The sequence below is a fragment of the Proteus faecis genome (assembly GCF_030286765.1).
In the GTDB taxonomy this organism is placed as follows: Bacteria; Pseudomonadota; Gammaproteobacteria; order Enterobacterales; family Enterobacteriaceae; genus Proteus; species Proteus faecis.
Genome location: NZ_JASVWV010000009.1, coordinates 130,101 through 156,074, shown reverse-complemented (window position 1 = coordinate 156,074; position 25,974 = coordinate 130,101). Strand labels below are relative to the sequence as shown.

The following is a 25,974-nucleotide window of genomic DNA, read 5'->3' as shown; positions in this document are numbered from 1 at the left end:
GAAACTTATAAATTGAAATCAATACAAAATAATTATTTTATCTCATAGAGATTATTGCTCTGTTATAGAGTATTTTACGTCGCGTTAAAACGTTGAGCATTATTTTGTTGGTTAGGAATAATACCATAAATTTTAGCTCTAGTTAAAATACTCAATGCCCAGCGACGATGTGTTGCTGGCTCACACATTGCACCTTGTGATTTAAAAACGGCTTGCGTTGAATTTAAAATACGCAATGCATCTGAATGATCGGATTGAGACACCATGAGAGCTTGTTCAATTTTATGAATTTGCTTTGGATGGATCGCTGTTTTACCTACAAGACCATTGGCAATATCAAGTGCCAGCTCTTTATCCATAATGTGGTGATCATCAATATGCTCACAAACAGGTGCTGTGAGGGCAAATTGACGAGCACCAAAGACAGCAACCAACATTTTTATCACGTAACCCATTGGGCCATCATAAAGTGTTAATTGGCGATTACGTCTAAGAGAAATAACATTCATTAAATCATTGCCACCAATACGCAATGCAATAATTCTGTTATGGCAAGGGTGAGTGAGTAAGTGATTTGCAAGCTCTGTCATTTGGATAACATCAAACACTTCTTCTGTTTCAAGTGTTGGCATCATACATAACTGCGTATTTTCAATAATTTTCCACCAAACTGGCAGAGAAGCTTGCGTAAACTTAGGCAAAACAAAGCCATCGATGGCACTGACATCAAGGTTTTCAGTGATCCATTGACCCATTTCAGTATGGCGAGGGCGAATAAATAGCAGTGGCCAATGGCTACAATCACTGTTTTTTTTGTGTTCTGCTAAAGTATTTAATAATACTGCTAGGTTTTCTAATGCAACAGGAATATCAGCATCACTCACGGCATCTTCTAAACAGATAATTAAAGAGCGTAACCCTTCAATTTTCTGGTTGATAATTGTCGTCGCGATATCTGTCCGTGTTGCCGGCATATAAAGCGTTGCCCCTAAATTCCATGGGGATAATCGTTCAATCATTATTTCACCTTTTTAATGATAGTCACTGCGCGATATTGACCAAGCGCTTGCCCTGCTTCAATAACAGCAATATTTTTTTCCTGCGCAAGATAAACCAGTAACGCGACATCAGGATCGGTTATTTCTCTTACAAGGATATGATCAGGTACACGGCGTAAAACAGCGCGTGTGGCTTCAGCAATACCAGGTTTTATACGATTGATATTTGAAATATCATATTTGTTTGCAAGTGAACTAACGACGTTTTCGCTCAGTCTTTTTAAATCTGATTGTTGTTCTTTAAATGTAGCTAATGGAATATCGTTATTGATTAATGTATCAACGACTTGTCCGACAGTATCAACAAGGTAACGACTGCATTCATACTGTTTTAAATGTTGGCAATCTACAAAACCGTGAAAGCCTTTTTCAGTCCAAATTGAACGTGAAATTAATCCTGAAACAGGTGCTCCCATGATCCCAAATGGGATAAGCCAATCTTCATCGCTGGCACTTAACCATGCACAGCCACAAGGATCAGCGAGGACGACAAGGCGAGGTTGGTTTGGATAACCTTTCCGTCCTGATAATGAACGAATAAGTTCACCCGTAATAGCGCCTTTTCCTGTCCATCCATCAACAAACACAATACCTTCTGTGCCGTGACGTTGTTCTATCCATGAAAGCGCTTCACTATCAATGCCTCTATCTCGAATAATACTAATGCCGTAGTGGTAAGAGGTTTTTCCCATTTTACGCAATGTTTGTTGCAACATGACGCCTAAAGGAACACCTGCACGAACAAGGCTTGTCAAGATAATTGGGGTATCACCAAAACGTTCAATCAATGATTTAGCCAACATGATGACTTCAGTGGCTAAGCGTGTAGCACCCGTTTCTAGCGCTTTTTCAAACAGATCTAAATGCCATTTAGTTGGCTCTGGCTCTTGACTTAGCATGTCAGAATAGTGTCGTTTACCCGATTGTATCAGCTCTTCTTTTAATTCAACGGGCGTCATTTCGATATTAACCGGTTGAAGTAGAAAATCGACATCTCCTGATACATAAGATCCTGAAAAAGGTTTATGATCCATCATGTTTATTCTCCAAAAATTTTTGTGTTGATCGCATCCGCAAATTGACTTTGACGAGGAAGTCCATACCAACTACATAATTTCATAAAGCGATGGTCACTTAGGCTGTCACCGAGTCCAATCACAGGAAAAACACCACGCTCAGCTTTTAATTGATTGAGCAAATAGGTAACAGCTTTGCCTTTTTCGATAGGCTCTGGTAACCAAGCAATATTGTTGCTGTTGCGATGAATATAAAAACCTTCGGTTGAGAATGTTTTTTCTATCTCATCACCTATGGCGTATAACTCGTCTAATCGAGTGCTATCGTTATGCTTCATGACTAAATAAATAGGCAAATCACCGTATTCATAGTTAATACGAGCCCAACCATCAATATTTCGCTCCGCCATTAATTGCGTAATTGCTTGTTGTAGCGTCAACAAACGCTGTGTATATGGCGCTAAACGTTGAGTGATGTGGTTTTGCCATTGTGTATCAGCATTGCCTTCTGGCGTTAATATCACTGCACCATGTGTAGTAATTGCCCAAGAATGAAAAGGTATAGTGACTCGGCTAATCTCTTCCGTTCCACGCGCAGTAACAGGAATTAGATCTGCATGCTCTAACATCCAATCTACCAGCATGGCTTGCTCTTGAGTCATAAAACTACGAGGTTCTAAGCTTCTATCTAGCGCGCCAGCTTTGTAAGGTTCTAATGCTAATTCATCCACCATCTTACGACGTGTTTGAAATAGAGTGTCATCAAGATCAGTTAAAATAACAGGCTTAGTCATAACTAATTACCTCAACAATAGGTGCAACTTTATTGAGGGCTTCAATCAGTTGGCTATCAATACTTTCGGCGGGGGTTTCACAACAAAGCAAAATGCGATCAAATTGTTGATGTGCTACGTTATAGACGAAGTTTGGAATACCTAAACCATAATTATCAGTGAATGTAATTGCTGATTGAATGGCAAAATTGGTTGAAATAGGTGAACGTGTTGTCGAACTATATTTTACGATAGCGCCTTGTTTTTCAAGACGTTCAGCTAATAAGAACGGTTCCCAAACAAATTCTCCTGATCCTAAAACAAGGATCTTTTCACCCAAAGAAATATTGATCGATAAACCCAGATCGCTTGCGGGCGTTGTCATGCCTAATCGACCCCAACTCTGTTTACCCGTGATCGCAACTTGCCCTGAAGCCGTGATATTGACATTAGGCATAACAGGTAAAGGCGCATTTGGATCGGCATCCCATTGCCACTTCCCTTGTACTAAGGAGAGGGTTTTAATCGGTAATGGGGAGCGCTCAGCGATAGAATCACCACTCCAATCGGTTAAAGTTACCGCTATAACCTGCTCAATATGGGTTAATCCACCGTCTTTACGTAGTGCCGACAACAGGTTAATAAAGGTATTACCCGTAGTCGCTTCATCATCAATTAATACTACGGTTTTTGCTTGTTGTACCCATTGGCGTTGCTCTGCTGTTTTAGGTAAATAGAGTAAGTGATCAGTTGCGTGGCTATGATTTTCTTTAAACTCACATAGCAGTTCACCGTTATCAACAGGATGGCGCGTTGATGTTAAATAAATGGCCTGTTGATAACGATTTCTCACTTCATCAAAAATACCTGCACCTAAACCAACCGCGGTTTCTGCCATACCAATAAACAGAACTGGGCCTTCGAGTGAATCAGGAAATTGGCGGGCAAGTTTTTGGTAGATTTCACGCATTTTTTTCGGTGAAACAGGGATATGCCGGCCTAATACTTTACTGACAAATAAAAATGCACGCTTAGGATTGCGTCTTTCTGCAATATCAAATAATTCATCAAGTAACTCAATAGAACAATTTGGCGTCACACTTAATGTGCCACAAGAAAGAGGGCGACGATAAACGGATGAGTCACTCATACTATTTTTCATTATTAATTATTATCCGTACTGATTAAATTTGTTAACCTTGAATCGAAAACAATAGAATCGGTGATTGAGCGTATTTTTGTTGGTGTAAAATGGTTATTTTGGGCTACAGCCTCTTCAATACTCATTAATCCTAATTGGCGTAAAGCAAAAATACCGGCAAGATTAATTCCACAATGTTGGGTATAACCAATTCCCCCCGAAGGGCGCATATTAATTTCAAGTAACAGCGGGCGACCTTGATGATTATGTCGAGTTTGTACATTTACAAGCCCATCTGCTTTCATCGCTGTTGCACACGCTTTACCTAATTCATAAGCTTCACCTGAAATTTCTAAATGTTGTATTGCCCCTTCTTTGCGCCGAGCAACCGCAGCAATAACAACACCTTGTTCAACCACCATATCTACGGAGTATTCAGGGCCAGGTAAATAAGGCATTAAGACTAAAGGTTCAAAACGTTCAACCGCTTTTAATGCCTCAAGATATTGTTGAGGATTGACTTGGCGATTTTCTGGGTGATTAAACAGCGCCATTGGTGAAACTTGATTATCAAATCGCCAAAAACCCATGCCATAAATCCCTTTTACGGGTTTGATACATAAAGGTATTTCGCCAAAAGGAGGTTCTTTTATATGCGCTTCTAGTTCATCAATAGATTCAATGTAAATAGAAGGTACTGCTGGAAGCCCACATTGTTCCATCGCTTGTGCAAATGCGACTTTATTATCAGCTAATTGAAGCTGTTCAAGTTGTGTGGCTCCGGTTGTTAATTTTACCCCTAACGACTCAATTTCTTGGCGGTGTAATTCAAACCATATGCTATTACGACCCGTGTGAATGGCGCTAACGTGATGCTGTTGTATAACATCAGCGATAAATTTTAAGCGTAATGTCTCTTCAAGAGGTTCATAAAAAGCGCCATCAGCAAGCGATAAAATTTCATTTCGAGTATGACGATGAGAGGCGAGCACAAAGATCTCTTGGTGCTGCTGTTTTGCAAAGTCTTTAACACTTTGAATTATATCGCGTTGTGATGATAAACCTTCCATAAACCAAACTGTGTTATTCATGACTCTGTATACCGTGAAATAAAAGTGTAGGGTTCAATGCTTATAATCATGAAGATTTCGAAGAACTGTGTCAATCATAATATGATTTATTTGAGTTAATTTTAAAATCAGGTTATTGATAGAGTTATTATTATGATTTTTTTGTGTTTTTAACATTTTTACATAATTAAATGCTATTAATATCAATTAGTTGACAAAACTTTAAGTTTGTATAAGAAAAATAGTCTTGCTCATGTACTTCATCATGATATGATGATTTTCATAATATGGAATTAATCACAAATGGCGTTATTGTTTCACTCTACCTCTGAAGGAATTTAATTATGGTTTCATTAAGCAAGAATCAAACAGTTTCTCTCAGTAAACAAGCACCTACACTGAGCCATTTAATGTTTGGTTTGGGCTGGGATCCGATTAAGAAAAAAGGATTATTAGGCGGTCTTTTTGGTGGTGGTGGTTCTATTGATTTAGATGCAAGTTGCGTATTGCTTGACGCAAGTGGCAATCAAATCGATACCATTTGGTTTAGAAAATTAAAATCAAGTTGCCAATCAGTTATTCACTCTGGTGATAACTTAACGGGTGACGGTGATGGCGATGATGAAACAATCTTCGTTGATTTAGACCGTTTACCAACAAATGTTGAATACTTGGTATTCACTGTAAACAGTTTCCGTGGACAAACATTTAATGAAGTTGAAAACGCATTCTGTCGTGTTGTTGATAAAGCAACTAACAAAGAACTGGTGCGTTATACCTTAACAGAGCAAGGTTCTCATACCGGTATCGTGATTGCTTCTTTACAACGTAATCATGGTCAATGGGATTTCACTGCGTTTGGTGCGCCTTGCAAAGGTCGTGTTATTAACGACATGATGCCTGATATTGTGGCTACGGTGGTGCGATAAATGAATATGACTCCAGGTGGGAATTTACCTGTTCCTAATCAGACATTAATCGTTAGAATTCAATCGGGTGCGCCTGTTGATGTGTCCGCTTTTAGACTTTATGCGTCAGGTAAAGTGAATGGCGATACCGATATGGTGTTTTATGGACAGACAGCGAATGATGATCGCACGGTTATCTATGCAACAGCAGGAAACAGCACATCTTTCACTGTAGATTTAGCGCGTTTACGTCCAGATGTTGAAAAAATTGCGTTTACAGCGACTTGTGACGGTCAACAAACTATTGCAAATTTACAACGATTATCAATTCAAGTTGATGCTAATAACGAAGTTGTAGCGAATGGTAATGTTGATATTAACGGTCGTTCTGAAGCTGCATTAATTTTAGGTGAATTATATCGTCGTAATGGTAGCTGGAAGTTCCGTTTTATCGCTCAAGGATTTAATGGCGGTTTACAGCCATTAGCTGAGCATTTTGGTGTTGATATTGCAGACGCTGAACCAGCACCAGCACCAGCACCAGCACCAGCACCGAAACCAGCACCAAATCCGGTGAACTTAAGTAAAGTTTCTTTAACTAAAGAGAAACCAGCGATCAGCCTAACGAAGAAAGATGACTTCGGTAAAATTCGAATCAACCTTGATTGGCATCGCGAAAGTAAAAGTGGGGGCTCTGGGTTATTAGGTGGTTTGTTCGGAGGCAACAAAGGTATCGATTTAGATATAGGTGCATTTGTTGAACTTCAGCAAGGTCATAAGTCCGTTATTCAAGCATTAGGAAATGGTTTTGGAGATTTTAATCGAATTCCTTATGTTGAATTGCAAGGTGATGATCGTACCGGAGATGTTGCTGGTGGTGAATGGATCTTTGTAAATGGACGTGAATGGAAAAATATTAAGCAAGTGCTTATTTTCGCGTTTATTTATGAAGGTGTACCAAATTGGAGCAAGACTGATGGTGTGGTTACCATTCATGTACCTGATCAACCGCCTATCGAGACTCGCTTAACGGATGGTAATAATGGTCGTGGTATGTGTGCGATTGCCCGACTAGTTAATGAGAACGGATCAATAAAAGTTGAACGTCTCAATGAGTTTTTTAAAGGCCACCGTGATATGGATAATGCCTATGGGTGGGGATTTCGCTGGACAGCGGGTTCTAAGTGATCAAGTTGATATAAGGAAAAATAACATGAGTTTTTTTAACAAATTAAAAGAAGGTTTCAATACAAGCCGTTCTGAGTTAGCCAAGCAAGTTGGTCGCTTTAAAAATAAAAAATTTATGCAAGGTACTGTTGCAGTATGTGCGCGTATTGCCATTGCTAGTGACGGTGTCAGTTCTGAAGAAAAACAGAAGATGCTTGGTTTTTTAAAAGCATCGGATGAACTTAAAGTTTTTGATACTTCTGAAGTTATCGAATTCTTTAATAAGCTAATCTTGAGTTTCGAATTCGATACTGAAGTCGGTAAAGGCGAAACCATGAAGTATATTCTGGCAATGAAAGATCAGCCAGAAGCTGCGCAATTAGCTATTCGTGTCGGTATTGCTGTTGCGAAAAGTGATGGTGATTTTGACAATGATGAAAAAGAAGCTGTGCGTGCTATTGCCATTGCATTAGGCTTTCAGCCCGCAGAATTTGGTTTGTAATTAATTTTATATAGGGAACCGTTCAGGAATTATTATGGTATCCACACATATTGGTTTTCCGACAGAAACTGTCATTGTCTTTGTTGTTCTTGCGATTGGCGCTATTTTTATCGACTTATTTATGCATCGTGCAGATAAGCCGGTAACGTTAAAGAATGCCATCTTTTGGTCTATATTCTGGGTTGCCATTGCAATGGTATTCGCAGGATTCCTTTATATTCACCATGGTGCAGAAGTTGCGAGCTTATTCGTAACAGGTTATGCATTAGAGAAAGTGCTTTCCGTTGATAACTTGTTTGTCATGATGGCGATTTTCTCTTGGTTTGCGGTACCTGATCGCTTCCGTCACCGCGTTCTTTATTGGGGTATTATCGGTGCTATCGTTTTCCGTGGGATCTTTGTTGCCATCGGTACAGGACTGTTAAGTTTAGGACCATATGTTGAGATAGTATTTGCCTTAATCGTTGCTTGGACGGCAGTAATGATGCTGAAAAGCGGTGATGACAGTGAAGAGATTGAAGACTATTCACAACATCTTGCTTATCGCTTAGTTAAACGATTTTTCCCTATATGGCCAAAAATCACTGGGCACGCTTTCTTATTAACACAAAAAGAAGTCGATGCTGAATTAGCAAAACCAGAAAACAAAGAAATTACTATTGGTCGTGGTACAAAAGCTGCGTTATATGCAACACCACTTATGCTGTGTGTGGCTGTTGTAGAGCTTTCCGATGTGATGTTTGCTTTCGACTCGGTTCCCGCTATTATCGCAGTAAGCCGTGAACCCCTCATTGTTTATAGTGCAATGATGTTCGCAATCTTAGGCTTACGTACGCTTTACTTCGTGTTAGAAGCGTTAAAACAGTATCTGGTTTACCTTGAAAAAGCGGTTATTGTGTTGTTGTTCTTTATTGCCGTAAAACTAGGTTTAAATGCAACAGACCATATCTGGCAACATGGATACAGCATCTCCGCGACAACTAGCTTATTTGTTGTGCTAGGTGTTCTTGCTCTGGGTATTATTGCAAGCTTCTTATTCCCAGAGAAAAAAGATGATGAAGGTAAGACAAATTAATAAATATTCTTGAAAAATCAGAATATTAAAAACAAGACTAAAGAGGTTATAAAATGAGCGTTTCTCTTTCTAAAGGTGGTAATGTCTCCCTGAGCAAAGCAGCCCCAACGATGAAAAACGTCCTTGTCGGACTTGGTTGGGATGCCCGTTCTACAGATGGTCAAGATTTTGACTTAGATGCATCTGTATTTCTGTTAGCTGCAAATGGAAAAGTGCGTAGCGATGCCGATTTCATTTTTTATAACAATTTAAGATCTGCTGATGGTTCTGTTGTTCATACCGGTGATAACCGCACAGGTGAAGGCGATGGTGATGATGAAGCGCTGAAAATCAAATTAGACATGATCCCAAATGATGTCGATAAGGTTATCTTCGTTGTCACTATCCATGATGCGCAAGCACGTCGCCAAAGCTTTGGCCAAGTATCAGGTGCATTTATTCGTTTGGTTAATGATGACAACCAAATCGAAGTTGCTCGTTATGACTTAACGGAAGATGCCTCAACGGAAACTGCAATGTTATTTGGTGAGTTATATCGCCATGGTACAGAGTGGAAATTCCGTGCTGTAGGTCAAGGTTATGCGGGAGGCTTAGGTTCAGTTTGTGCTCAATACGGTATTAATGCCTCTTGATAGCGGATCGATAAAATACTAACTACTGGCAGTCATAAGATATGATTGCCAGTTTATTCAATAAAGTAGGAGCTTTGATATGGCAGTTTCCCTCGTTAAAGGTGGTAATGTTTCTCTGACTAAAGAAGCACCAACAATGTCGGTTGCTATGGTTGGTCTAGGATGGGATGCCCGCGTGACAGATGGCGCAGAGTTTGACTTAGATGCGTCAGTATTCATGGTAGGTGAAGATGGAAAAGTACTTTCAGATGCTAGTTTTATCTTCTTTAATAACAAAGTGAGTCAATGTGGAAGCGTTGAACACCAAGGAGATAACCGTACAGGGGAAGGCGACGGTGATGATGAACAAGTCAAAATCACGTTATCAAAAGTCCCTGCTGAAGTGAAAAAATTGGTATTCGCGGTTACTATTTATGATGCAGAAAACCGTAAACAAAACTTTGGTATGGTTAGCAACAGTTTTATGCGCGTTTATAACAACGACAATAACACTGAAATTGCACGTTTTGATCTTTCTGAAGATGCATCAACAGAAACTGCAATGATCTTTGGTGAGCTATATCGCCATGGTGCAGAGTGGAAATTCAAGGCAGTTGGTCAAGGTTTTGCGGGTGGCTTAAGTGCATTAGCATCACAGCACGGCGTAAATATCTAAGACTCTATTATATAGCCCTCGCTTTTGCGGGGGCTATTTGTTATGTCGATAAGAAAAGAGCAAGTCATTAAGACTCTTTTTTTGTGGTTACTTTGATAGGTGAATGTTTAGATTTACGACGACCAGTATGAAAGTGGCGCCAATGAGGATCTTGTGCGGCAAAAAGTAATTCATGATCGCCACGAGAGTCTCCCCAAGCTCTTAAATGATATTGTGTTAAATCCCCATAAACACTTTCTAATCGTTTGATTTTTTCACCGCAACGACAGTTATTACCAATAATTTTACCTGTTAATACACCTTCAACAACTTCAAGTGTTGTACCAATTAATTTAATGCCTAAGCGGTCAGCAAATGGTTGTAATACCATTGCAGGTGATGCAGAGCAAATCGTTACTTCAGCATTGCTATTCACTTCTTCTGCAACAGCTAGTAACCCTGTAGGGCGCATTAATTTGCTCCAGTAAAGCTTACAAAATTCTTCTGCTTTTTCTTTTAACCATTGCTCATCAATATTGGTTAGGAAGGTTTTAATCAACACTTCTTTTAACTCATCGCGCGTGAGTTTGCGTCTAAAACAACGCAATGTTGGTAATACCATTTTAATCAAACGGCGTGAGAATTTACGTTTACCAAAGGCGAATTTTAGAAAAGGGATAAAACTGTCGTGATAGGTTAGCGTGCCATCAAAATCAAACACTGATAACGTTTTTACGGTGTTTTTCGCGTTTTCAAATTGGGGTTGCATACAGGATAAGGCTCCGTAAATCATCAGAGTTTTTAAGGTCATTAAGCTTATTATATCACTGTTCTCAAAATGAGACAGTGTGTCTATTGGTTATTCAAAATGACTATTTTTTATGTGTACAAGTACAAATTATTTACACAATGAATAAAAGATATTTTATAAAACAATAAGCTGATTATTTTAAATGTAGATATTAACTATTGATGGATTAGTATTATTAAAAATAAAAATATTAACTTATCGCTTTTATTTGAGGATAATCTATTGAAGTTAAATTGGCTAATTAATGATTTATTAGGTATCTATTTATTACATTCTATTTTGTTTATCTACTTGAGTAGATAAGCGGGTAGTTTAGTTCACCATTCATTATTTTTATTGTTTAAAACTGTATAGACATAATATAGTAAAGTAAAACTTATGATTAATAATCTTTAAACAACTAATAAAAGCTGAAAATTTAAGAAGTTTTCTGTGTTAATTTTATTTTTCTAGAGTATTCAATATTTATTAATTTGTGCGGCGTTTAAATTCTTTACTTATTTTTTAGTTTTAATCAAAGTCAAAACTTAGTTACCCGTCAATTAATAACACTAAAATACTATTTCATTATGGAATATTATCTTAGTTAACTGTTTAAAAACAGAGTAAAAGACTAATGAGTATCATTGATTGAGATTTGTAATAAGTGTTTGTATTGATAATTCTGATTAATGAGTAAATAAAATCTATTTCGTGCCGATAAATGAGTACATTTGTAATATTTTATTGCCGGGGTAGATTATTTCATGAGTATTGAAAGATCAGCTAAAGTAGGTTCTATCATACTATTAGCTATTTTCTTATTATCATCTGTATTGTCGTCGTTTTTTATTTATAGAATGCAAGAAAACTTCGCATCATTGGATTCCTTGAATACCAGATTGAATAATGTGCAAGAAGCAAGGTATGAATTAGCGACCATTCGTTCTCACGTCAACTACCTAATGTTGTTGAAAACAATGACGGATGAGAATAAACAAGAAACAATTAAATCACTTGTTACTGAAGCAAAAGCGCTGGCGACAAAATCAAAAGCAACGATTACACATTGGGTAGGAGTGAAGAAGATAAGTCCTGATGCTCAACGAAATTCAGAACAACTATCAGTGCTATTCTATTATCTTCTCGATGAACTGATTGCACCTATCGATACGCTAGATTACACAGAATCAAACCTCTCCAATGATTTTAATCGCTTATCTGATCTCTTTGATGAATATCTTATTATCACTAAAGGTGTAAATGATGACATTAAAGCGCAGCAAGCTTGGATGGTACAGTTGTCACTTTACACGACTATTATTGCCCTTGGGATCATTCTTGTTCTTCTTTATATCGTTATCCGTTGGGTCAATAAAACGTTTATCTTTAATTTAAATACACTCTCAGCCATTTTACAGAAAGTGGGAGAGGGAGATTTAAGTTTTACTCTACCTAAGAAACGAAATGATGAGTTTGGCACCTTGTTCTCTAATGTGGGTGACATGCAAACTGCACTAACATCGACTATTCAACTTGTTAAAGAAGAAGCACTAGAGATCAAAAAAGGTTCGGCTGAAATTGCTTCGGGCAACCAAGATCTCTCTTCACGTACAGAGGAGCAAGCAAGTGCTCTGCAACAAACAGCAGCAAGTATGGAAGAGATAAAAATCGCAGTAGTAAATAATACTGATAATGCGATTTTAGCAAACTCGATTACCGCAGAAACCCGCGATTTAGCAATTGATGGCTCTAACATTATGAATGATGCCATTAACTCAATGAAGAAGATTGAGGTAGGAACATTAAAAGTCGCTGAAATCAATGATGTGGTTAATAACATAGCAAGCCAAACGAATATTCTGGCATTAAATGCTGCTGTTGAAGCTGCTCGAGCAGGTGAACAAGGCCGTGGATTTACGGTTGTTGCAACAGAAGTGAGAAACTTAGCAGCAAGAAGTGCAGATGCGGCACGTGAAATTAACCAGATAATTAGAGAATCCGTTGCGGATGTGGCTCATGGTCGTGAATTAGTGAATAGAACGGGTGAGCATATGCAAGATATCGTTTCTTCTATTACTAAAGTCAGCGATATTATGCAAGGTATTAGTATTGCATCAGAAGAGCAAAAAGTGGGTATTGAACAGATCGCAGTCGCTATTAACCAAATGGATTCTGTTGTTCAGCAAAATGCCGCTTTAGTTGAACAAGGCGCGACTTCTACGATGATTCTAGATGAGAAAGCACAAAATTTAACAGATAAAGTGTCGGTCTTTAAGGTTAAAGAACAAGACTAATAGGTTAAATTAGTTAGTTAATATCGTATGTAAAATAAGCTCACTTTGAGCGAGGTAGTAGAGTGAGCTTTTTCCTTTTTGTTCTATCAGTATGGGAGATCTGTTGATAGTGAGAAATAAAAATATATCAAATAAAAAGGTCGGTTTTTAAAAAGTGAGTTTTGTATAAAAGTTTAAACAAACAACTTTTATACAATAACTCACTCGAAATGAAATGTATTAAAATTTTTTACATATACGACATAATAACAAAAGCAAAACCTGAGAATGGTCCAGGCTCTACTTGACCGGTAGGAGTGAAAAGAGTGGAGGTAACTGTAAATCTGTTATCATTGGCAGATAGATTAAATGGAGTCCTATCTACAGCTGGTTTATCATTAATAGTGAGTATGCTATATAGTTCATTTTGTCTTAATTTTAATCTAGTGCCTATATAAGGATTGCTATTTTCTTCATTAGGACTCATTAACGATAAATACATCTTGGCTTCATAGTTACAGCGAATGACAAATTCACCAGACACAGTATTTCCTGCCACTTCATCTACAACAAGTTCACCGTGATCCAAATCAATACCCGCGGTTTCTAAAGAACATTCCACATCAGGTGGATTAGGTAGTCTACCACATTCCCCTCCAGCCATTATTTTATATGACATACCATCACCACTACCCGAGTCAGATATACCAATTGCACCACACCATACGGTACCTTCGGCTGTTCTATTTGGTGCTGATGACTGATGTACATAATAGTAGGTCCCGATATTCTTATAGAGTGCTGTTAAAGCGTCACCAACAGTTGTACCTTTAAAAAAAGTCTTTGTTTGTCCAACATCGAGATAACGCTTATCTTCAATGCCATGAGATAAAGTTTGTGTATTTACGCCTATCCAACATCCGTTCAAACAATTAGCATTTAAGGGTTCTTTCGAATTTAAACCCTCCTCACTTAGATACAACACCGCAGTATATTCGAACTGTTTACCCCACTCAGCACCGGGATTAATTCTATAATTAGGAATACTTACATACCAAGCATTATTAGCAAAAGACAGCATGGGGAAAAATAATAGCAATACAAATAACTTTCTCATAATACATGACCTTATGGATATTCCAATACGAATGTCGCTGTCGCCAAAAACTCACCAAAACCTAGCGACTTATTCCTTAACACTCTATCATCACCTTTAACAAAGGCTTTAAAAGCTAAAGCGTTATAGCCACTAATTAAATTCATAGCCTTTGTACTTTGGTTTAGGGGTAAAAATTTTCCATTATCTGTTTCTATCCCAATCCCAACCCCAGTGGCGACACTACTGCTATCTAATGCAAGAAAACCATCTAGTCCCTCACCGGAAGAAGATCTTCCAGTAAAAGTAACAATAACAGAATTGGCTATATTAGTTTTACAATCATCTAATTCAATAGAAAAAGGAATACTACGTGTTCTATCGTGTATATAAAGATATTTGCCAATAATATCGCCAAATTCTACATTTATAATCTTATTTCTTACTTTACAAGGAGCATTTAATATTGAACCATGAACATAAATATTAGTCTGATTATTTTCTGAAGAAGCAGAATAGGAAATATTAGGTATAAAAATAAGAGCAAATATTACTAAAATTATTTCTTTTATCATTTTCATAATAAATATCTCTATTCATAAGATAGTAAAAAGTAAATAATCGCTGTATAGCTGCTCGCTTTTAAATCTTGAGAGATTCGTACTGGTGCTAAATTGTAAGTTAAAATATTTTGCCCAGGCTGCAAAATCTCAGGTGTTGCATATTCATTCAATGATATTGTTTTCTTATCTTTATCAAGAATAGCTAAACCAAAACCTTCTGCACCAGTAACAGAAACTAGATTAGGGTAAAAAGGAACTGTTTTGGCATAAAATTTAATTTTAACAGATGGTTGAATATGACTCCAAAAAGAAGTACCCGACTTTTCATTTGTTGCACTTGCTGGTGTTCTAATACAATCTATTAATTCAATAGAAAAAGGTATTGATTTACCGATCTTCCCAATACTTTGAAGTTCAGCAGTACCAATAACACCTAAATCAATTTCTTGATATTTAGATGTCATTGCTAACTTGCAAGAACTTTCAACAAGAGAGCCATAAACATAAAGTTGCCCTTTAGCACCATCAATACCTTCAGTACTAGTGTACGGTCGGAATAGTGTTTGATTTGGATCTTTTTGTGCCATTGCATTTAAAGATAAAGAAAAAACAACTAATCCAACAACTTTATACAAAATAAAATTTGATAGTTTCATTATCAGCCTTTTTCTTTTACAGCGCATTTATTGCTTACACAAGAAAAAGATACCTGAGAACGTCCACCATAATCATTAATATACGTAATCACAGGTTTAGAACCTAATACTGATGGATTAACACTTATAGTATCTTTACCAAATGGCGCTAGCATAACTGGATTAAAATTAGGGTCTGTTTTGCTTTTTTCATCCTTTGCTATATTAACAATAGTAACATAATACGGCGTTGGATTTTCAATAGTGTAGTTACTACTATTTTCTTGTAGCACTACTTTTTCTTGCCATGGATTATTAATAATATCCGTTCCACTCATAATTAACTTTTCTGGTCTATAGAAAAGCTTAATTTTAGTTTGTAACGCTAGTTGTAAAACATTAGCTTTTTCACTCTTAGGTGGAATCTCTCTTAGGTTAAAATAAAAAATACTTTCTCTGTCTTGTGGTAATGTTTGTAAGACATTAATAGCTTCTATTTTAACTTGTGTCGGTTTTCCAGGTTCAACTCGCTGTACAGGAGGAACAACAACAAAGGGTGACTGGATTTTAACGCCCTTATCATTTTCAATCCACGCTTGAGCAAGATAAGGTAGTTTTTCACTTGTATTTGCAACATTCAAAGAAACAGATTTTTTATCTCCTTCAAATATCACTCGTGTACGGTCTAAGGAAAGTGCTGCTTGTGCACTCGTGGAAATAACACATAATAACCCGATACAAAAATTTTTATTTAGAATAGTCATAACGTCAGCTCTATTAAAATTAATTTTTTATTCCACAACATTGGAACATGCTAGTATTAAAGATTGGCCATTGTTTTCTATTTTATCAGGGAAATTAATTTGGCATTTTTTATTTCCACCCCAGCTAACAGTCATTGATTCACTTGGATTAATACCTGTTATATAAGCATTACCGAATTCACCTACTATGCCGGTATTTCTATCTTTCGAATTCGTTATTTGAGCTGCAAAAGGAGGATAACTTCCATCACTTAATCTAATAACAACCATTAATTTCATACCTGAATTAACTTCAAATTTACGATAACCAATAGCACCTTCAGTCAACGTTGCTAATAATACGTTGTCATTAACCTCAGCATCCTCAGGAAGGTTATTAATATCAATTTTAATTTTATTTTTATAATAACTATTTACTTCAGGTAAGACAGCCTTGCCGAAAACATTTGTATAGACAGGAGTGCTATATCCTTGAACAGGGATATTTGCAACACCGTCGGTATCAATTAACAGACGTGTACCACCAGGTAAACTACTTCTATGCATGGCCCCACCATTCATTGTCATAGTCAAACCACCCTGAACATTCAAACCAAATGCAGTATATTGATTATGAACATAATCTGCTGACGCGCTTAACTTAGCATTATTCATTTCATGATAAATATAAGCATTAGCAAGACTACCTTTACGTTGATTACCCGCGCTTATTCTATATGAAGTATTTTCATCAATGCGATTAAAGAAACCAACGCTATTTGAAATATTATTATCATTATCAATATTTGAACTGTAATTTAAATTACCACCAGTTCCCCAAGGCATGGTCATACTTACATAAGCACCTTGGTCATTACCCCAATTACTTTTATTTTTAAAGAGACTTAATGATAAAGATAAATTTTTATAATTACCGATATCAAAATATTTTATTGCAGTGAAATCATAACGGTTTTGGTCTGGCTGATTCCAATATGTTTGGTAACGATAATTTAAACCTGTTGAAAGTCGATAATCTCTAAAGTTTTTACTTAGTGTAATGGTATATAATTCTTTTTGGTGATTTTCCCGAATACCATTATTATGTTGAGCATCTAAAAATTGAGACATGCTCATAAAATCACGTTCAGAAAAACGGTATCCAGCAAATTGTATTTGGCTATCTATATCATCAAATCTTTTCGAATAACTGATTCGATATGAACGACCTTGGTACTTATCTTTGTCACCACCATTATAAAGCTTAGCAATAGATTGAGTTACATCAAATGATAGTGCACCAAAGGCAAGTAAATCACGTCCAAAACCAACAGAAAACGCATTATAATTTTGGCTATTAATACTACCTGCAAATAATGACCAACCGTTTGTTACACCCCATGAGAACTCACCTGAGGCAAACACATCCCCATTAACTCGGTGATCCATATCTGCTGGGCGTCCAAAAGCGACTTTATATCTCACTTGTCCAGGGCGAGTTAGATAAGGGATTGTTGCAGTATTAACTTGATACTCTTGAACTCGTCCATCTTGTTCTTCAACTCTAACGTCTAAAGTACCACTAACTGCACTACTTAAATCTTGAATACTAAAAGGTCCGGCAGCAACTTGGGTCTGATAAATAATTCGTCCTTGTTGCGAAATAATGACTTGAGCACTGGTCTGTGCGACACCATTAACCTCTGGAGCATATCCACGTAAATTCGGTGGTAACATAGATAAGTCAGAACCTAATACCGCACCAATAAATCTAAATGTATCAAATAGATCAGATTCTAAATAAACTTCTCCCAACGTTAATTTAGCTTTTAGCTGGGAGATTGCACGATAAGCATAAAATCGGCTCCACTTAAAATCTGTATTTACAGCATCTTGAGATCCCGTACCATGGTTTAAACGTCCTTGCCAATCACCACGAACACGCCAAACACCTAAGTTAATACCAGCAACACCATTACTATTTAATGAATATGTATTATTTCCTGACTTATGGGGTCTATTTGTTTTAGCATTTAAATTGTAGTCAAATATAAGTCCAGATATACCTTCATCCCAACGTGAAGCAGGCTCCCATGTTGAATCTGAATATTCAATATAGGCTTGAGGCATACTAATATGTAATGTCAATGTACCGAGATCACCAGTATAACTTGCACCAGAAAGTGAACTCCAATCAAGGCAACTTCCATCATTTAGCCAAGTGATTTGTTTTAGTATTTCTGGTTTTAGGGCTAATAATGACACTTGTTCTGGTGATAAACAGACTGAACTACCTGTTTCTCGAGATTCATCAGCATAAAAGGTGATTGGTTGTTCAGCAATAACATTTTGGTTAAGCTGAATTTTTAATGTGTAGGTTCCAGGTAGGATATACCCTGATTTAGAAAACTGGGTGACATCAATATTTTCGCCATCTTCTAAATTAAACATATTCGAACTAAATTCAAATGTGTTTGAATATGCCGGATTAAAAATAAAAAAAGCACTTATTATGATCAGTTTCTTTACTAATACATTTTTTATTTTCAATAATAACATTATAATTATCCGAATAATTAGAATCAGTAATAACTGATTCTATAAATAATAATAGTATGAAAATCACCAGCTTTTATATCAGAACCATCAGCAATAAGTCTTAATTTATAATTTAAAAACATATCCCCAGGCGAGATCTGTATTTTATCCATACTCTTCCCTGGTATAGCTAACTGCTCACTGGTATCTTTTATTTGCAAAACAACACCTTTTGCGTCTCCATTAACGGTATAATAATTACCATTATTAGCTCCATCAAAAGTCACATCGAAACTTTCCCATTGAAAGTTTTCTTTTGTTGTTGACACCAACTGGCAATCTATCAATTTAATTGAAAATGCTTTTTCTGGAGATGCACCATATTGGGATATATATGAAATAGGAATAATACCTAAATCTATAGATTGATCCGCACTTCCCGTATCAATTAAGCAAGGTGTCTCAACTATAGTTCCCCTCATATCAACTCGACCATGTCCTTGTTCTGTGGACGAATACGTATATGAAGTGACTAATAATAATGATAAAAGAGATATCAATTTTTTCATTAATAGTTCCAATTAGTAGAACAGGTCAGTTTTATTTAAATAAAACTGACCTGCTATTTCTTATTGGTATGCTAAAGTAAAGTTAGCGGTTGCGTAGAATTCACCGACTTTAATAGCATCATCACCTGTACCGCCTAGACCTTTCACATAAGAAGCGAATTGTAGAGTGTTAGGACCAGTACTTAATTTGTGTGGTTTAGTGGCAACGTTGTTCAATACTTTGCTGCCACCAGAAGTAATTACAATCCCAGCACCCATATTATCTTTGCCAGCAAATCCAATTAAGTTGGTATTTTGACCAGCATCAGTGAAGCTAAATGTAGTAGTAACTTGTTTATCAACTAAGTCAGAGATATCACAGTCAGCTAATTCAATGTTAAATGTTTCAATATGACTTTCACCGGTGTTTTCATTAGCTGCCAGTACCTTACGAGATATTTGATTAAAATCAACTTCGATTGGGTTTTTTGATTCTATTGAGCATGGAGCATCAATAATATAACCGTGGAACTTAACTTCACCAGAACCTTGACCTTGTCCACCAGCAGCAAATGCTGATGAACTTAAAGCTACGGCAGTAGTAATTAAAGTAGCAACAATAACCTTTTTCATACTTTTCCTCTATAATATAAGTAACATCTTATTAACTTTATCGGATGAACACTTTAAATAATGATGGATATAAGCATCTTATCTCCATAACAATACAAACATAATATTCCTTTTAGTTTTAAGGAATATTATGTTTACTCATTAAGGTAATACCAATAGACTAAATTTTTAGCTTGATGTGAAAATAAAATAACACTTGTTTAGTGTGCAATGTTCATTAACTATTAATTAAAATAAAAATATTAAAGAAACTCTTCGTTTCAAGAGTTCATTATTAATAGAGACGTTTAGGATATAAGTATAATAATGAATGTATTGGCTGTAATATTACAAACATTACATTTATATCTAAATTTAAGTGCTTGTTTTTTGGTGTTTAATAGCTTGGCCCGTTTTTTACCCGTTATTAATCCATTAAACATGTTTTTGCGAACTCTATTTGTTTATTTTCCAACTATTTTTATGAAAAAGTCTAATGTCACATTTATTATAACAATCACATAGCCTATTTACCTATTCATATTATTTTATTAATTGCCTAGTCATTTTTAATGGAAATAATAAAATAATTCACTTCATTATGTTCTCGACTAAATAAGTTACTCGAGATGTTTTATAAAATCAAGACAGTGAAAAGTAGGTAATTGTAATATTCCATAAAAAACAAAACACTCAATAAGTGTATGTTAATTTATTGTTTTTCTATTTAAGTCATTAATAGTTGTTCTCTATTAGATTGTCGTATAAGTATGTTTTTATATTTTATAAATATAACATGTGGTTGCGTTATTTTAAAAATATTAAAATACTCGTTTTGTTTGTTTTTTTATTTTTTTATAAATATATAACAATGATCAAATATTATGAATAATACACAATTAAATTGTTGTTTATTTTTGTAAAAAAATAAGTTTATTTTAATTATTTACACTATAAAGTAGTAAGTGAGATTTATTTTAAATAAAAAACAGTTTAATTTAACAATTAACTTTTTATGAAATGTTCTTTTTATGATTTATTTTATATTGAGGCGTTTTTTATGATACTAGGAATTATTAGATATTATCCATAACTCAAAACTCGATTTTTTATCTAAAATAAATTCATGAAAATTTAGAATTGATAAAATAAGGGGGGGTATTTCAGCTGTTATTTACCATTTCGCTTTATCATCTCAGAGTTGAATAAATCAAAAAAAGATCCAGATATTCTAATTCAGATATTCGAATATAGTTATAAAAGTATAAATATAAAAAGAGATATCACTTTTCTTGTAAAGAGTGAATTCGATACAGACACCTTAAATACAGACACCTTAAATACAGCTATCATTCTCTAGGAATTGACATTGAGGATATTGAACAACAAAGATGGATGAGTGATATCAAAATGTGGAGTAGGGGTTTTATAGAAGGTTATAGCGGATAATTAGAAAAAATAGTGCAACACTCAGTTTTGTCCATAGAAACAAAAAAGCCACTTGCTAAGAAGTGGCTTCATGCGCTGATTTAACAGCTAAATTTGGTGGCCCCTACTGGACTTGAACCAGTGACCAAGCGATTATGAGTCGCCTGCTCTAACCAACTGAGCTAAGGGGCCTTAATGGAGTGTGATTATACGTGCCATTTTGCACTAGGTCTAGCCTTTGGATGACTGTATGCGCAAATTCTGTTCAATCTAAACAATAAAAAGATAAAACAGAGAATAACTATGATATCAATAGGATAGCGTAACGATCCATTAATAGGCATGCGTGCAGATACAAAAATATAAATAATAAGGCTATTTTTTATAAATAGGTGTAGGTGAAATCTCTCGTAGTTTAAAGAGATTGTAGATATCGTAGCTAAATCCCCATAAAAAAACGCCTGTGATATCACAGGCGTTCATTATAACTTTTATTGAAAAGTAAGTTGATTACTCATCAAGGAAGCTACGTAATACTTCAGAACGGCTTGGGTGGCGTAATTTACGCAGTGCCTTCGCTTCAATCTGACGGATACGTTCACGGGTAACATCAAACTGTTTACCCACTTCTTCCAAGGTATGGTCGGTATTCATATCAATACCAAAACGCATACGCAGGACTTTCGCTTCACGCAGTGTTAAGCCAGCTAACACTTCGTGAGTTGCTGAACGTAAGCTTTCTGATGTCGCAGAATCCAGTGGCAATTCGAGAGTCGTATCCTCGATAAAATCACCTAAATGTGAATCTTCATCGTCACCGATTGGGGTTTCCATGGAGATAGGTTCTTTAGCGATTTTTAGTACCTTACGGATCTTGTCTTCAGGCATTAACATACGTTCTGCAAGCTCTTCAGGTGAAGGCTCACGTCCCATCTCTTGCAACATTTGACGAGAGATACGGTTCAGTTTATTAATCGTTTCGATCATATGAACAGGGATACGGATTGTACGCGCCTGATCAGCGATTGAACGAGTAATTGCTTGACGGATCCACCATGTTGCATAAGTTGAGAACTTATAACCACGACGGTATTCAAATTTATCAACCGCTTTCATCAAACCGATATTCCCTTCCTGAATTAAGTCAAGGAACTGTAAGCCACGGTTGGTATATTTTTTCGCGATAGAGATAACGAGACGTAAGTTCGCTTCGACCATCTCTTTTTTCGCACGACGTGCTTTTGCTTCACCGATAGACATGCGACGGTTAATATCTTTAACCTGTTCGATTGTCAGTCCAGTTTCAACTTCAATTTGTTGCAGTTTTTGTAAGCTGCGTTGTACTTCTTCTTCAATACCTGCCAGCTTTTCAGACCAAGGCTTATTCATTGCTCGAGCAGCAGTAAACCATGTGTCATTGGTTTCGTTACCTGTAAACAGTGTAATGAAGTTTTTCTTTGGCATCTTAACTTGATCAACACAAAGACGCATGATGTGACGTTCTTGAGCACGGACTCTGTCCATCATTTCGCGCATATTGTTAACCAGATAATCAAACTGTTTCGGTACTAAACGGAACTGTTTGAAAATTTCAGATAACAATAAGATTTCAAGCTCTGTATCTTTGTGGTTGCGACCTTTCGCCTTGATAGTTTGGCGAGTTTTTTCGTATTGCTCACGAAGCTCAGTAAACTTCTGGCGTGCTAATTCAGGATCGATGCTGTTATCGTCATCGCTATCGCTGTCATTGTCGCCATCTTCGTCTTCATCTTCATCTTCGTCTTCAGCGTCATTGGCAACTTCATCATCTTCTTTGCCTAAATTGACATCTTCACTTTCTGCCACTTCTTCGGCATTAGGGTCAATAAACGCAGTAATTAAGTCTGAAAGACGTGCTTCGCCTGCTTCAACACGATCATACTGTTCAAGAAGATAAGTAATTGCTTCAGGATATTCTGCAACGGAACATTGAACTTGATTAATGCCATCTTCAATGCGTTTTGCGATATCAATTTCACCTTCCCGGGTGAGCAGTTCAACTGTACCCATTTCGCGCATATACATACGCACAGGGTCGGTTGTACGGCCAATCTCAGATTCTACACTAGAAAGTACCTGAGCTGCGGCCTCTGCAGCATCATCATCAGTATCATTTGAATTTTCTGCCAGCATCAGATCATCGGCGTCAGGTGCTTCTTCCATAACCTGAATGCCCATGTCGTTAATCATCTGGATGATGTCTTCGATTTGATCTGAATCGACGATATCTTCCGGCAGATGGTCATTGACCTCAGCATAGGTCAGGTAGCCTTGCTCCTTACCTTTAGTAACAAGTAGCTTCAGCTGTGACTGCGGGTTTTGCTCCATAAGACGGTATCCACACTTCAAAGTAATTTGGGTTGGTGTCGGTCGGCGATAACTGTTTAGCCAACAATAACTACGGAGGGGCATTTTCATTGTCGATTGCTACGGTCCCCTCAGCGTAGCAAATGTAGGTTTTTAGTACCTACCGATAGCGGCAATTAAGCCGTGTTTTTAATCTTAATTTTGTATTTACTTTTTAACGCGTGCCTGTATTATCAATTGGACTTCTTCGCGTTCATCTTGCGTTAGACCTTCTGTTCTCTCTTTCGCAATAAGCGCGTTTAAACGTTCGTCCATTGCGGTTAAAAAAATATGATCTAACGTGTCTGTAAAGGTTTTTTCTGCAATCTCATCTATATCTATATCGTTCCACATTGCCAATTTTTCAAGCTGTTTACCGAATTTATTCTCTCTATAGAGTTCGATAATCTGTCCTGTATTCAGGCCTGGTTGTGCTTGGCAAACAGAAACTAATTCAATAAAAAGCGATAAACCTGCGATTTTTTCTGTACTTAATCCCTCGAGAGGGGGCACTAATTTAGAGAATTCTGGGTTTTGTATCAATAGGGCAATCAATATACGCATCGGTGTTGTGCGTAATTTTGTCGGTTGATACGATAATTCGTGATTAACCGGCGTTCTGCCAAATAAACGATCCATCTGCTCAATATCGGGATTGCCCGTTAAGCTACCAAGCTCTCTTAATAAATATAGACGTAAAGTTTCACTTGGGATCTTATCTATTAATGGTCTGGCTAAACTATATAGCTTACCATTGCCTTCTTGAGTACTCAGATCCACTTGTGGAACGAGTGAATCAAATAAAAATTCTGATAATGAATGTGCTTGTTCCATACGTTTTTCAAAAGATTCTTTACCTTCACGACGAACCAGAGAATCGGGATCATCACCTTCGGGTAAAAACATAAAACGTAAAGAGCGGCCATCATTTAAAAAAGGAAGGGCGGTTTCTAATGCTCGCCATGCAGCATCACGTCCAGCTCTATCTCCATCATAGCAGCAGATAATGTTATCCGTTGTTCGAAAAAGCAACTGGATATGTTCTGCAGTGGTGGAGGTTCCTAATGAGGCAACGGCATAATCAATACCAAACTGCGCTAATGCCACAACATCCATATAACCTTCAACAACTAATAGCTTTGTGACGTTATTATTAGATTGTTGTGCTTCATAAAGCCCGTAAAGTTGACGACCTTTATGGAAAATCTCTGTTTCTGGTGAGTTTAAGTATTTAGGTAAATCATCACCTAAAACACGCCCACCAAAGGCAATAACTCGGCCACGTCTATCTCGGATAGGAAACATGACTCGTTGGCGAAAACGATCATAAGTGCGACCATTATCGTTAGTGATTACCATACCCGCTTCAAGAAGTAAGGCTCTATTATCGGCACTTTGACCAAAACGTTTTAGGACATTATCCCAACCGGTTGGCACAAATCCAATAGAAAAACGGGTAATAATATCTTCACTAAGCCCACGATGCGCAAGGTAGTTTCTTGCTTCCTGTGCATCAGGTTTATTGAGAGCGCTACTATAATACTGATTCAATTTCTCCATCACTTGATAGAGATTTTGTCTTATATGTCGTTCAATAGGGCTACTGCCTGTTCCTGATTCATAAGGAACTTCTAACCCATGCATTGCTGCTAACTCTTCAATGGTTTCGACAAAATCGAGCCTGTCGTAATTCATCAAAAAATCAATAGCATTGCCATGCGCGCCACAACCAAAACAGTGGTAAAACTGTTTGTCGCTATTTACTGTAAAAGAGGGCGTTTTTTCATTATGAAACGGACAACACGCTGAATGATTTTTGCCTTGTTTTTTTAACGGCACGCGAGCGTCGATAAGATCGATGATATCGGTTCGAGCTAGCAAATCATTGATAAATGAACGTGGAATTCGTCCAGCCATAAGCCCTTTTACGCCTGTTGTTGAACGAGAATAAGCCGCGCTCTCGGAAGAAAGCACGGCCTTTAACTGCGACTACTGTGTCTGCATATGTTGCGGTATAAGCCGCAATATATTAGTACAGACGAGTACGACGTGCGTTTTCGCGAGCTAATTTTTTAGCGTGACGTTTTACTGCTGATGCTTTAGCACGTTTACGTTCAGTCGTTGGTTTTTCATAAAACTCACGACGACGAACTTCTGCTAATACGCCTGCTTTTTCACAAGAGCGTTTGAAACGACGAAGAGCAACGTCAAATGGCTCGTTTTCACGTACTTTGATTACCGGCATGTGCCTCTCACCTCAATAGAAATCGGTTTGCGCTGGCATTATTTAAGCCAGCCGACATTTAAAATGGTGCGGAATTTTACTTCAAAGCAGGGCACTTTGTAAAGAGATGCACAAAATTGAAACGCAAACTCTCACTTTT

General features: G+C 36.9%; 23 protein-coding genes and 1 tRNA gene. 7 read left to right on the top strand and 17 right to left on the bottom strand.

Going from position 1 to position 25,974, the window contains the following annotated elements; genetic code table 11:
- Window positions 1-74 precede the first annotated feature (74 nt).
- From QSH13_RS12770 to QSH13_RS12750, 5 genes are read right to left on the bottom strand one after another with little or no spacing between them, the layout of a single operon-like run.
- Window positions 75-1,019: an HpcH/HpaI aldolase/citrate lyase family protein gene (locus QSH13_RS12770; protein ID WP_006536055.1), complete on the bottom strand. Its 945-nt coding sequence runs from the start codon at window positions 1,017-1,019 to the stop codon at window positions 75-77.
- Window positions 1,019-2,095, bottom strand: a complete 1,077-nt coding sequence (locus QSH13_RS12765) for a cysteine protease StiP family protein (protein ID WP_109396256.1) — start codon at window positions 2,093-2,095, stop codon at window positions 1,019-1,021. Before QSH13_RS12765 ends, QSH13_RS12770 begins: the two co-directional genes overlap by 1 nt.
- Before the next feature lie 2 nt (window positions 2,096-2,097).
- Window positions 2,098-2,868: an HAD family hydrolase gene (locus QSH13_RS12760; RefSeq protein ID WP_196544790.1), complete on the bottom strand. Its 771-nt coding sequence runs from the start codon at window positions 2,866-2,868 to the stop codon at window positions 2,098-2,100.
- Window positions 2,861-3,997 carry a phosphoribosyltransferase domain-containing protein gene (locus QSH13_RS12755; RefSeq protein WP_286039238.1) on the bottom strand — a complete coding sequence of 379 codons (1,137 nt, stop codon included), beginning with the start codon at window positions 3,995-3,997 and terminating at the stop codon, window positions 2,861-2,863. The genes QSH13_RS12760 and QSH13_RS12755 overlap by 8 nt, the downstream gene beginning before the upstream one ends.
- A 14-nt stretch (window positions 3,998-4,011) precedes the next feature.
- Window positions 4,012-5,079: an ATP-grasp domain-containing protein gene (locus tag QSH13_RS12750; protein ID WP_109396253.1), complete on the bottom strand. Its 1,068-nt coding sequence runs from the start codon at window positions 5,077-5,079 to the stop codon at window positions 4,012-4,014.
- Between the two features lie 323 nt (window positions 5,080-5,402).
- On the opposite strand from QSH13_RS12750, the gene QSH13_RS12745 reads away from it, so the two are divergent.
- The 6 genes from QSH13_RS12745 to QSH13_RS12720 all read left to right on the top strand — a co-directional run bounded on the left by QSH13_RS12745 (window position 5,403) and on the right by QSH13_RS12720 (window position 9,997).
- On the top strand, window positions 5,403-5,987 hold the full coding sequence (locus tag QSH13_RS12745) for a TerD family protein (RefSeq protein WP_109396252.1): 585 nt from the start codon (window positions 5,403-5,405) through the stop codon (window positions 5,985-5,987).
- Entirely contained in the window at window positions 5,988-7,154 is a 1,167-nt protein-coding gene (locus tag QSH13_RS12740) for a TerD family protein (protein WP_286039237.1), read from the top strand.
- Window positions 7,155-7,179: 25 nt separating this feature from the next.
- Window positions 7,180-7,635, top strand: coding sequence for a tellurite resistance TerB family protein (locus QSH13_RS12735; RefSeq protein WP_072064327.1), 456 nt, complete (start codon window positions 7,180-7,182; stop codon window positions 7,633-7,635).
- 34 nt (window positions 7,636-7,669) lie between these two features.
- Window positions 7,670-8,710, top strand: coding sequence for a TerC/Alx family metal homeostasis membrane protein (locus QSH13_RS12730; protein WP_109396250.1), 1,041 nt, complete (start codon window positions 7,670-7,672; stop codon window positions 8,708-8,710).
- A 53-nt stretch (window positions 8,711-8,763) separates the two neighbouring features.
- Window positions 8,764-9,342, top strand: coding sequence for a TerD family protein (locus tag QSH13_RS12725; protein WP_006536043.1), 579 nt, complete (start codon window positions 8,764-8,766; stop codon window positions 9,340-9,342).
- Window positions 9,343-9,421: 79 nt separating this feature from the next.
- Window positions 9,422-9,997, top strand: a complete 576-nt coding sequence (locus QSH13_RS12720; RefSeq protein WP_098941942.1) for a TerD family protein — start codon at window positions 9,422-9,424, stop codon at window positions 9,995-9,997.
- A gap of 67 nt (window positions 9,998-10,064) precedes the next feature.
- Here QSH13_RS12720 and QSH13_RS12715 read toward each other — a convergent pair whose 3' ends face one another.
- Window positions 10,065-10,745 (bottom strand): HAD family hydrolase, encoded by a 681-nt coding sequence (locus tag QSH13_RS12715; protein ID WP_109396249.1) that lies wholly within the window; start codon window positions 10,743-10,745, stop codon window positions 10,065-10,067.
- Between the two features lie 788 nt (window positions 10,746-11,533).
- On the opposite strand from QSH13_RS12715, the gene QSH13_RS12710 reads away from it, so the two are divergent.
- On the top strand, window positions 11,534-13,063 hold the full coding sequence (locus QSH13_RS12710) for a methyl-accepting chemotaxis protein (RefSeq protein ID WP_109396248.1): 1,530 nt from the start codon (window positions 11,534-11,536) through the stop codon (window positions 13,061-13,063).
- A 229-nt stretch (window positions 13,064-13,292) separates the two neighbouring features.
- Here the strand turns inward: QSH13_RS12710 and QSH13_RS12705 are convergent, their stop codons facing one another.
- The 11 genes from QSH13_RS12705 to rpsU form a co-directional block, all read right to left on the bottom strand.
- On the bottom strand, window positions 13,293-14,159 hold the full coding sequence (locus QSH13_RS12705; RefSeq protein ID WP_196544794.1) for an MrpH family fimbial adhesin: 867 nt from the start codon (window positions 14,157-14,159) through the stop codon (window positions 13,293-13,295).
- A gap of 11 nt (window positions 14,160-14,170) precedes the next feature.
- On the bottom strand, window positions 14,171-14,719 hold the full coding sequence (locus QSH13_RS12700) for a fimbrial protein (RefSeq protein ID WP_286039236.1): 549 nt from the start codon (window positions 14,717-14,719) through the stop codon (window positions 14,171-14,173).
- An 11-nt stretch (window positions 14,720-14,730) separates the two neighbouring features.
- Window positions 14,731-15,357: a fimbrial protein gene (locus QSH13_RS12695; protein WP_196544796.1), complete on the bottom strand. Its 627-nt coding sequence runs from the start codon at window positions 15,355-15,357 to the stop codon at window positions 14,731-14,733.
- Window positions 15,358-15,359: 2 nt separating this feature from the next.
- A complete protein-coding gene (locus QSH13_RS12690; protein ID WP_196544797.1) occupies window positions 15,360-16,100 on the bottom strand; it encodes a fimbria/pilus periplasmic chaperone in 741 nt (246 codons plus the stop codon).
- Between the two features lie 27 nt (window positions 16,101-16,127).
- The gene (locus QSH13_RS12685; RefSeq protein ID WP_286039234.1) at window positions 16,128-18,638 is read right to left on the bottom strand and encodes an outer membrane usher protein; all 2,511 of its coding nucleotides are present in this window, start codon (window positions 18,636-18,638) and stop codon (window positions 16,128-16,130) included.
- A 23-nt stretch (window positions 18,639-18,661) separates the two neighbouring features.
- The gene (locus QSH13_RS12680; RefSeq protein ID WP_196544799.1) at window positions 18,662-19,186 is read right to left on the bottom strand and encodes a fimbrial protein; all 525 of its coding nucleotides are present in this window, start codon (window positions 19,184-19,186) and stop codon (window positions 18,662-18,664) included.
- Between the two features lie 60 nt (window positions 19,187-19,246).
- Entirely contained in the window at window positions 19,247-19,798 is a 552-nt protein-coding gene (locus tag QSH13_RS12675; RefSeq protein ID WP_196544800.1) for a fimbrial protein, read from the bottom strand.
- A gap of 1,522 nt (window positions 19,799-21,320) precedes the next feature.
- Window positions 21,321-21,397: transfer RNA gene (locus QSH13_RS12670), tRNA-Ile, on the bottom strand.
- Window positions 21,398-21,715: 318 nt separating this feature from the next.
- Complete coding sequence (gene rpoD / locus QSH13_RS12665) at window positions 21,716-23,572, bottom strand: RNA polymerase sigma factor RpoD (RefSeq protein ID WP_109396240.1); 1,857 nt, start codon at window positions 23,570-23,572, stop codon at window positions 21,716-21,718.
- A 186-nt stretch (window positions 23,573-23,758) separates the two neighbouring features.
- The gene (gene dnaG / locus QSH13_RS12660; protein ID WP_109396239.1) at window positions 23,759-25,507 is read right to left on the bottom strand and encodes a DNA primase; all 1,749 of its coding nucleotides are present in this window, start codon (window positions 25,505-25,507) and stop codon (window positions 23,759-23,761) included.
- Between the two features lie 112 nt (window positions 25,508-25,619).
- Complete coding sequence (rpsU, locus tag QSH13_RS12655) at window positions 25,620-25,835, bottom strand: 30S ribosomal protein S21 (protein ID WP_001144069.1); 216 nt, start codon at window positions 25,833-25,835, stop codon at window positions 25,620-25,622.
- Window positions 25,836-25,974: the final 139 nt, after the last annotated feature.

Bases quoted from the DNA above. Each gene is read 5' to 3' on its own strand.
- QSH13_RS12770 (WP_006536055.1), bottom strand. From the start codon at position 1,019: ATGATTGAACGATTATCCCCATGGAATTTAGGGGCAACGCTTTATATG.
- QSH13_RS12765 (WP_109396256.1), bottom strand. From the start codon at position 2,095: ATGATGGATCATAAACCTTTTTCAGGATCTTATGTATCAGGAGATGTC.
- QSH13_RS12760 (WP_196544790.1), bottom strand. From the start codon at position 2,868: ATGACTAAGCCTGTTATTTTAACTGATCTTGATGACACTCTATTTCAA.
- QSH13_RS12755 (WP_286039238.1), bottom strand. From the start codon at position 3,997: ATGAGTGACTCATCCGTTTATCGTCGCCCTCTTTCTTGTGGCACATTA.
- QSH13_RS12750 (WP_109396253.1), bottom strand. From the start codon at position 5,079: ATGAATAACACAGTTTGGTTTATGGAAGGTTTATCATCACAACGCGAT.
- QSH13_RS12745 (WP_109396252.1), top strand. From the start codon at position 5,403: ATGGTTTCATTAAGCAAGAATCAAACAGTTTCTCTCAGTAAACAAGCA.
- QSH13_RS12740 (WP_286039237.1), top strand. From the start codon at position 5,988: ATGAATATGACTCCAGGTGGGAATTTACCTGTTCCTAATCAGACATTA.
- QSH13_RS12735 (WP_072064327.1), top strand. From the start codon at position 7,180: ATGAGTTTTTTTAACAAATTAAAAGAAGGTTTCAATACAAGCCGTTCT.
- QSH13_RS12730 (WP_109396250.1), top strand. From the start codon at position 7,670: ATGGTATCCACACATATTGGTTTTCCGACAGAAACTGTCATTGTCTTT.
- QSH13_RS12725 (WP_006536043.1), top strand. From the start codon at position 8,764: ATGAGCGTTTCTCTTTCTAAAGGTGGTAATGTCTCCCTGAGCAAAGCA.
- QSH13_RS12720 (WP_098941942.1), top strand. From the start codon at position 9,422: ATGGCAGTTTCCCTCGTTAAAGGTGGTAATGTTTCTCTGACTAAAGAA.
- QSH13_RS12715 (WP_109396249.1), bottom strand. From the start codon at position 10,745: ATGCAACCCCAATTTGAAAACGCGAAAAACACCGTAAAAACGTTATCA.
- QSH13_RS12710 (WP_109396248.1), top strand. From the start codon at position 11,534: ATGAGTATTGAAAGATCAGCTAAAGTAGGTTCTATCATACTATTAGCT.
- QSH13_RS12705 (WP_196544794.1), bottom strand. From the start codon at position 14,159: ATGAGAAAGTTATTTGTATTGCTATTATTTTTCCCCATGCTGTCTTTT.
- QSH13_RS12700 (WP_286039236.1), bottom strand. From the start codon at position 14,719: ATGAAAATGATAAAAGAAATAATTTTAGTAATATTTGCTCTTATTTTT.
- QSH13_RS12695 (WP_196544796.1), bottom strand. From the start codon at position 15,357: ATGAAACTATCAAATTTTATTTTGTATAAAGTTGTTGGATTAGTTGTT.
- QSH13_RS12690 (WP_196544797.1), bottom strand. From the start codon at position 16,100: ATGACTATTCTAAATAAAAATTTTTGTATCGGGTTATTATGTGTTATT.
- QSH13_RS12685 (WP_286039234.1), bottom strand. From the start codon at position 18,638: ATGTTATTATTGAAAATAAAAAATGTATTAGTAAAGAAACTGATCATA.
- QSH13_RS12680 (WP_196544799.1), bottom strand. From the start codon at position 19,186: ATGAAAAAATTGATATCTCTTTTATCATTATTATTAGTCACTTCATAT.
- QSH13_RS12675 (WP_196544800.1), bottom strand. From the start codon at position 19,798: ATGAAAAAGGTTATTGTTGCTACTTTAATTACTACTGCCGTAGCTTTA.
- rpoD (WP_109396240.1), bottom strand. From the start codon at position 23,572: ATGGAGCAAAACCCGCAGTCACAGCTGAAGCTACTTGTTACTAAAGGT.
- dnaG (WP_109396239.1), bottom strand. From the start codon at position 25,507: ATGGCTGGACGAATTCCACGTTCATTTATCAATGATTTGCTAGCTCGA.
- rpsU (WP_001144069.1), bottom strand. From the start codon at position 25,835: ATGCCGGTAATCAAAGTACGTGAAAACGAGCCATTTGACGTTGCTCTT.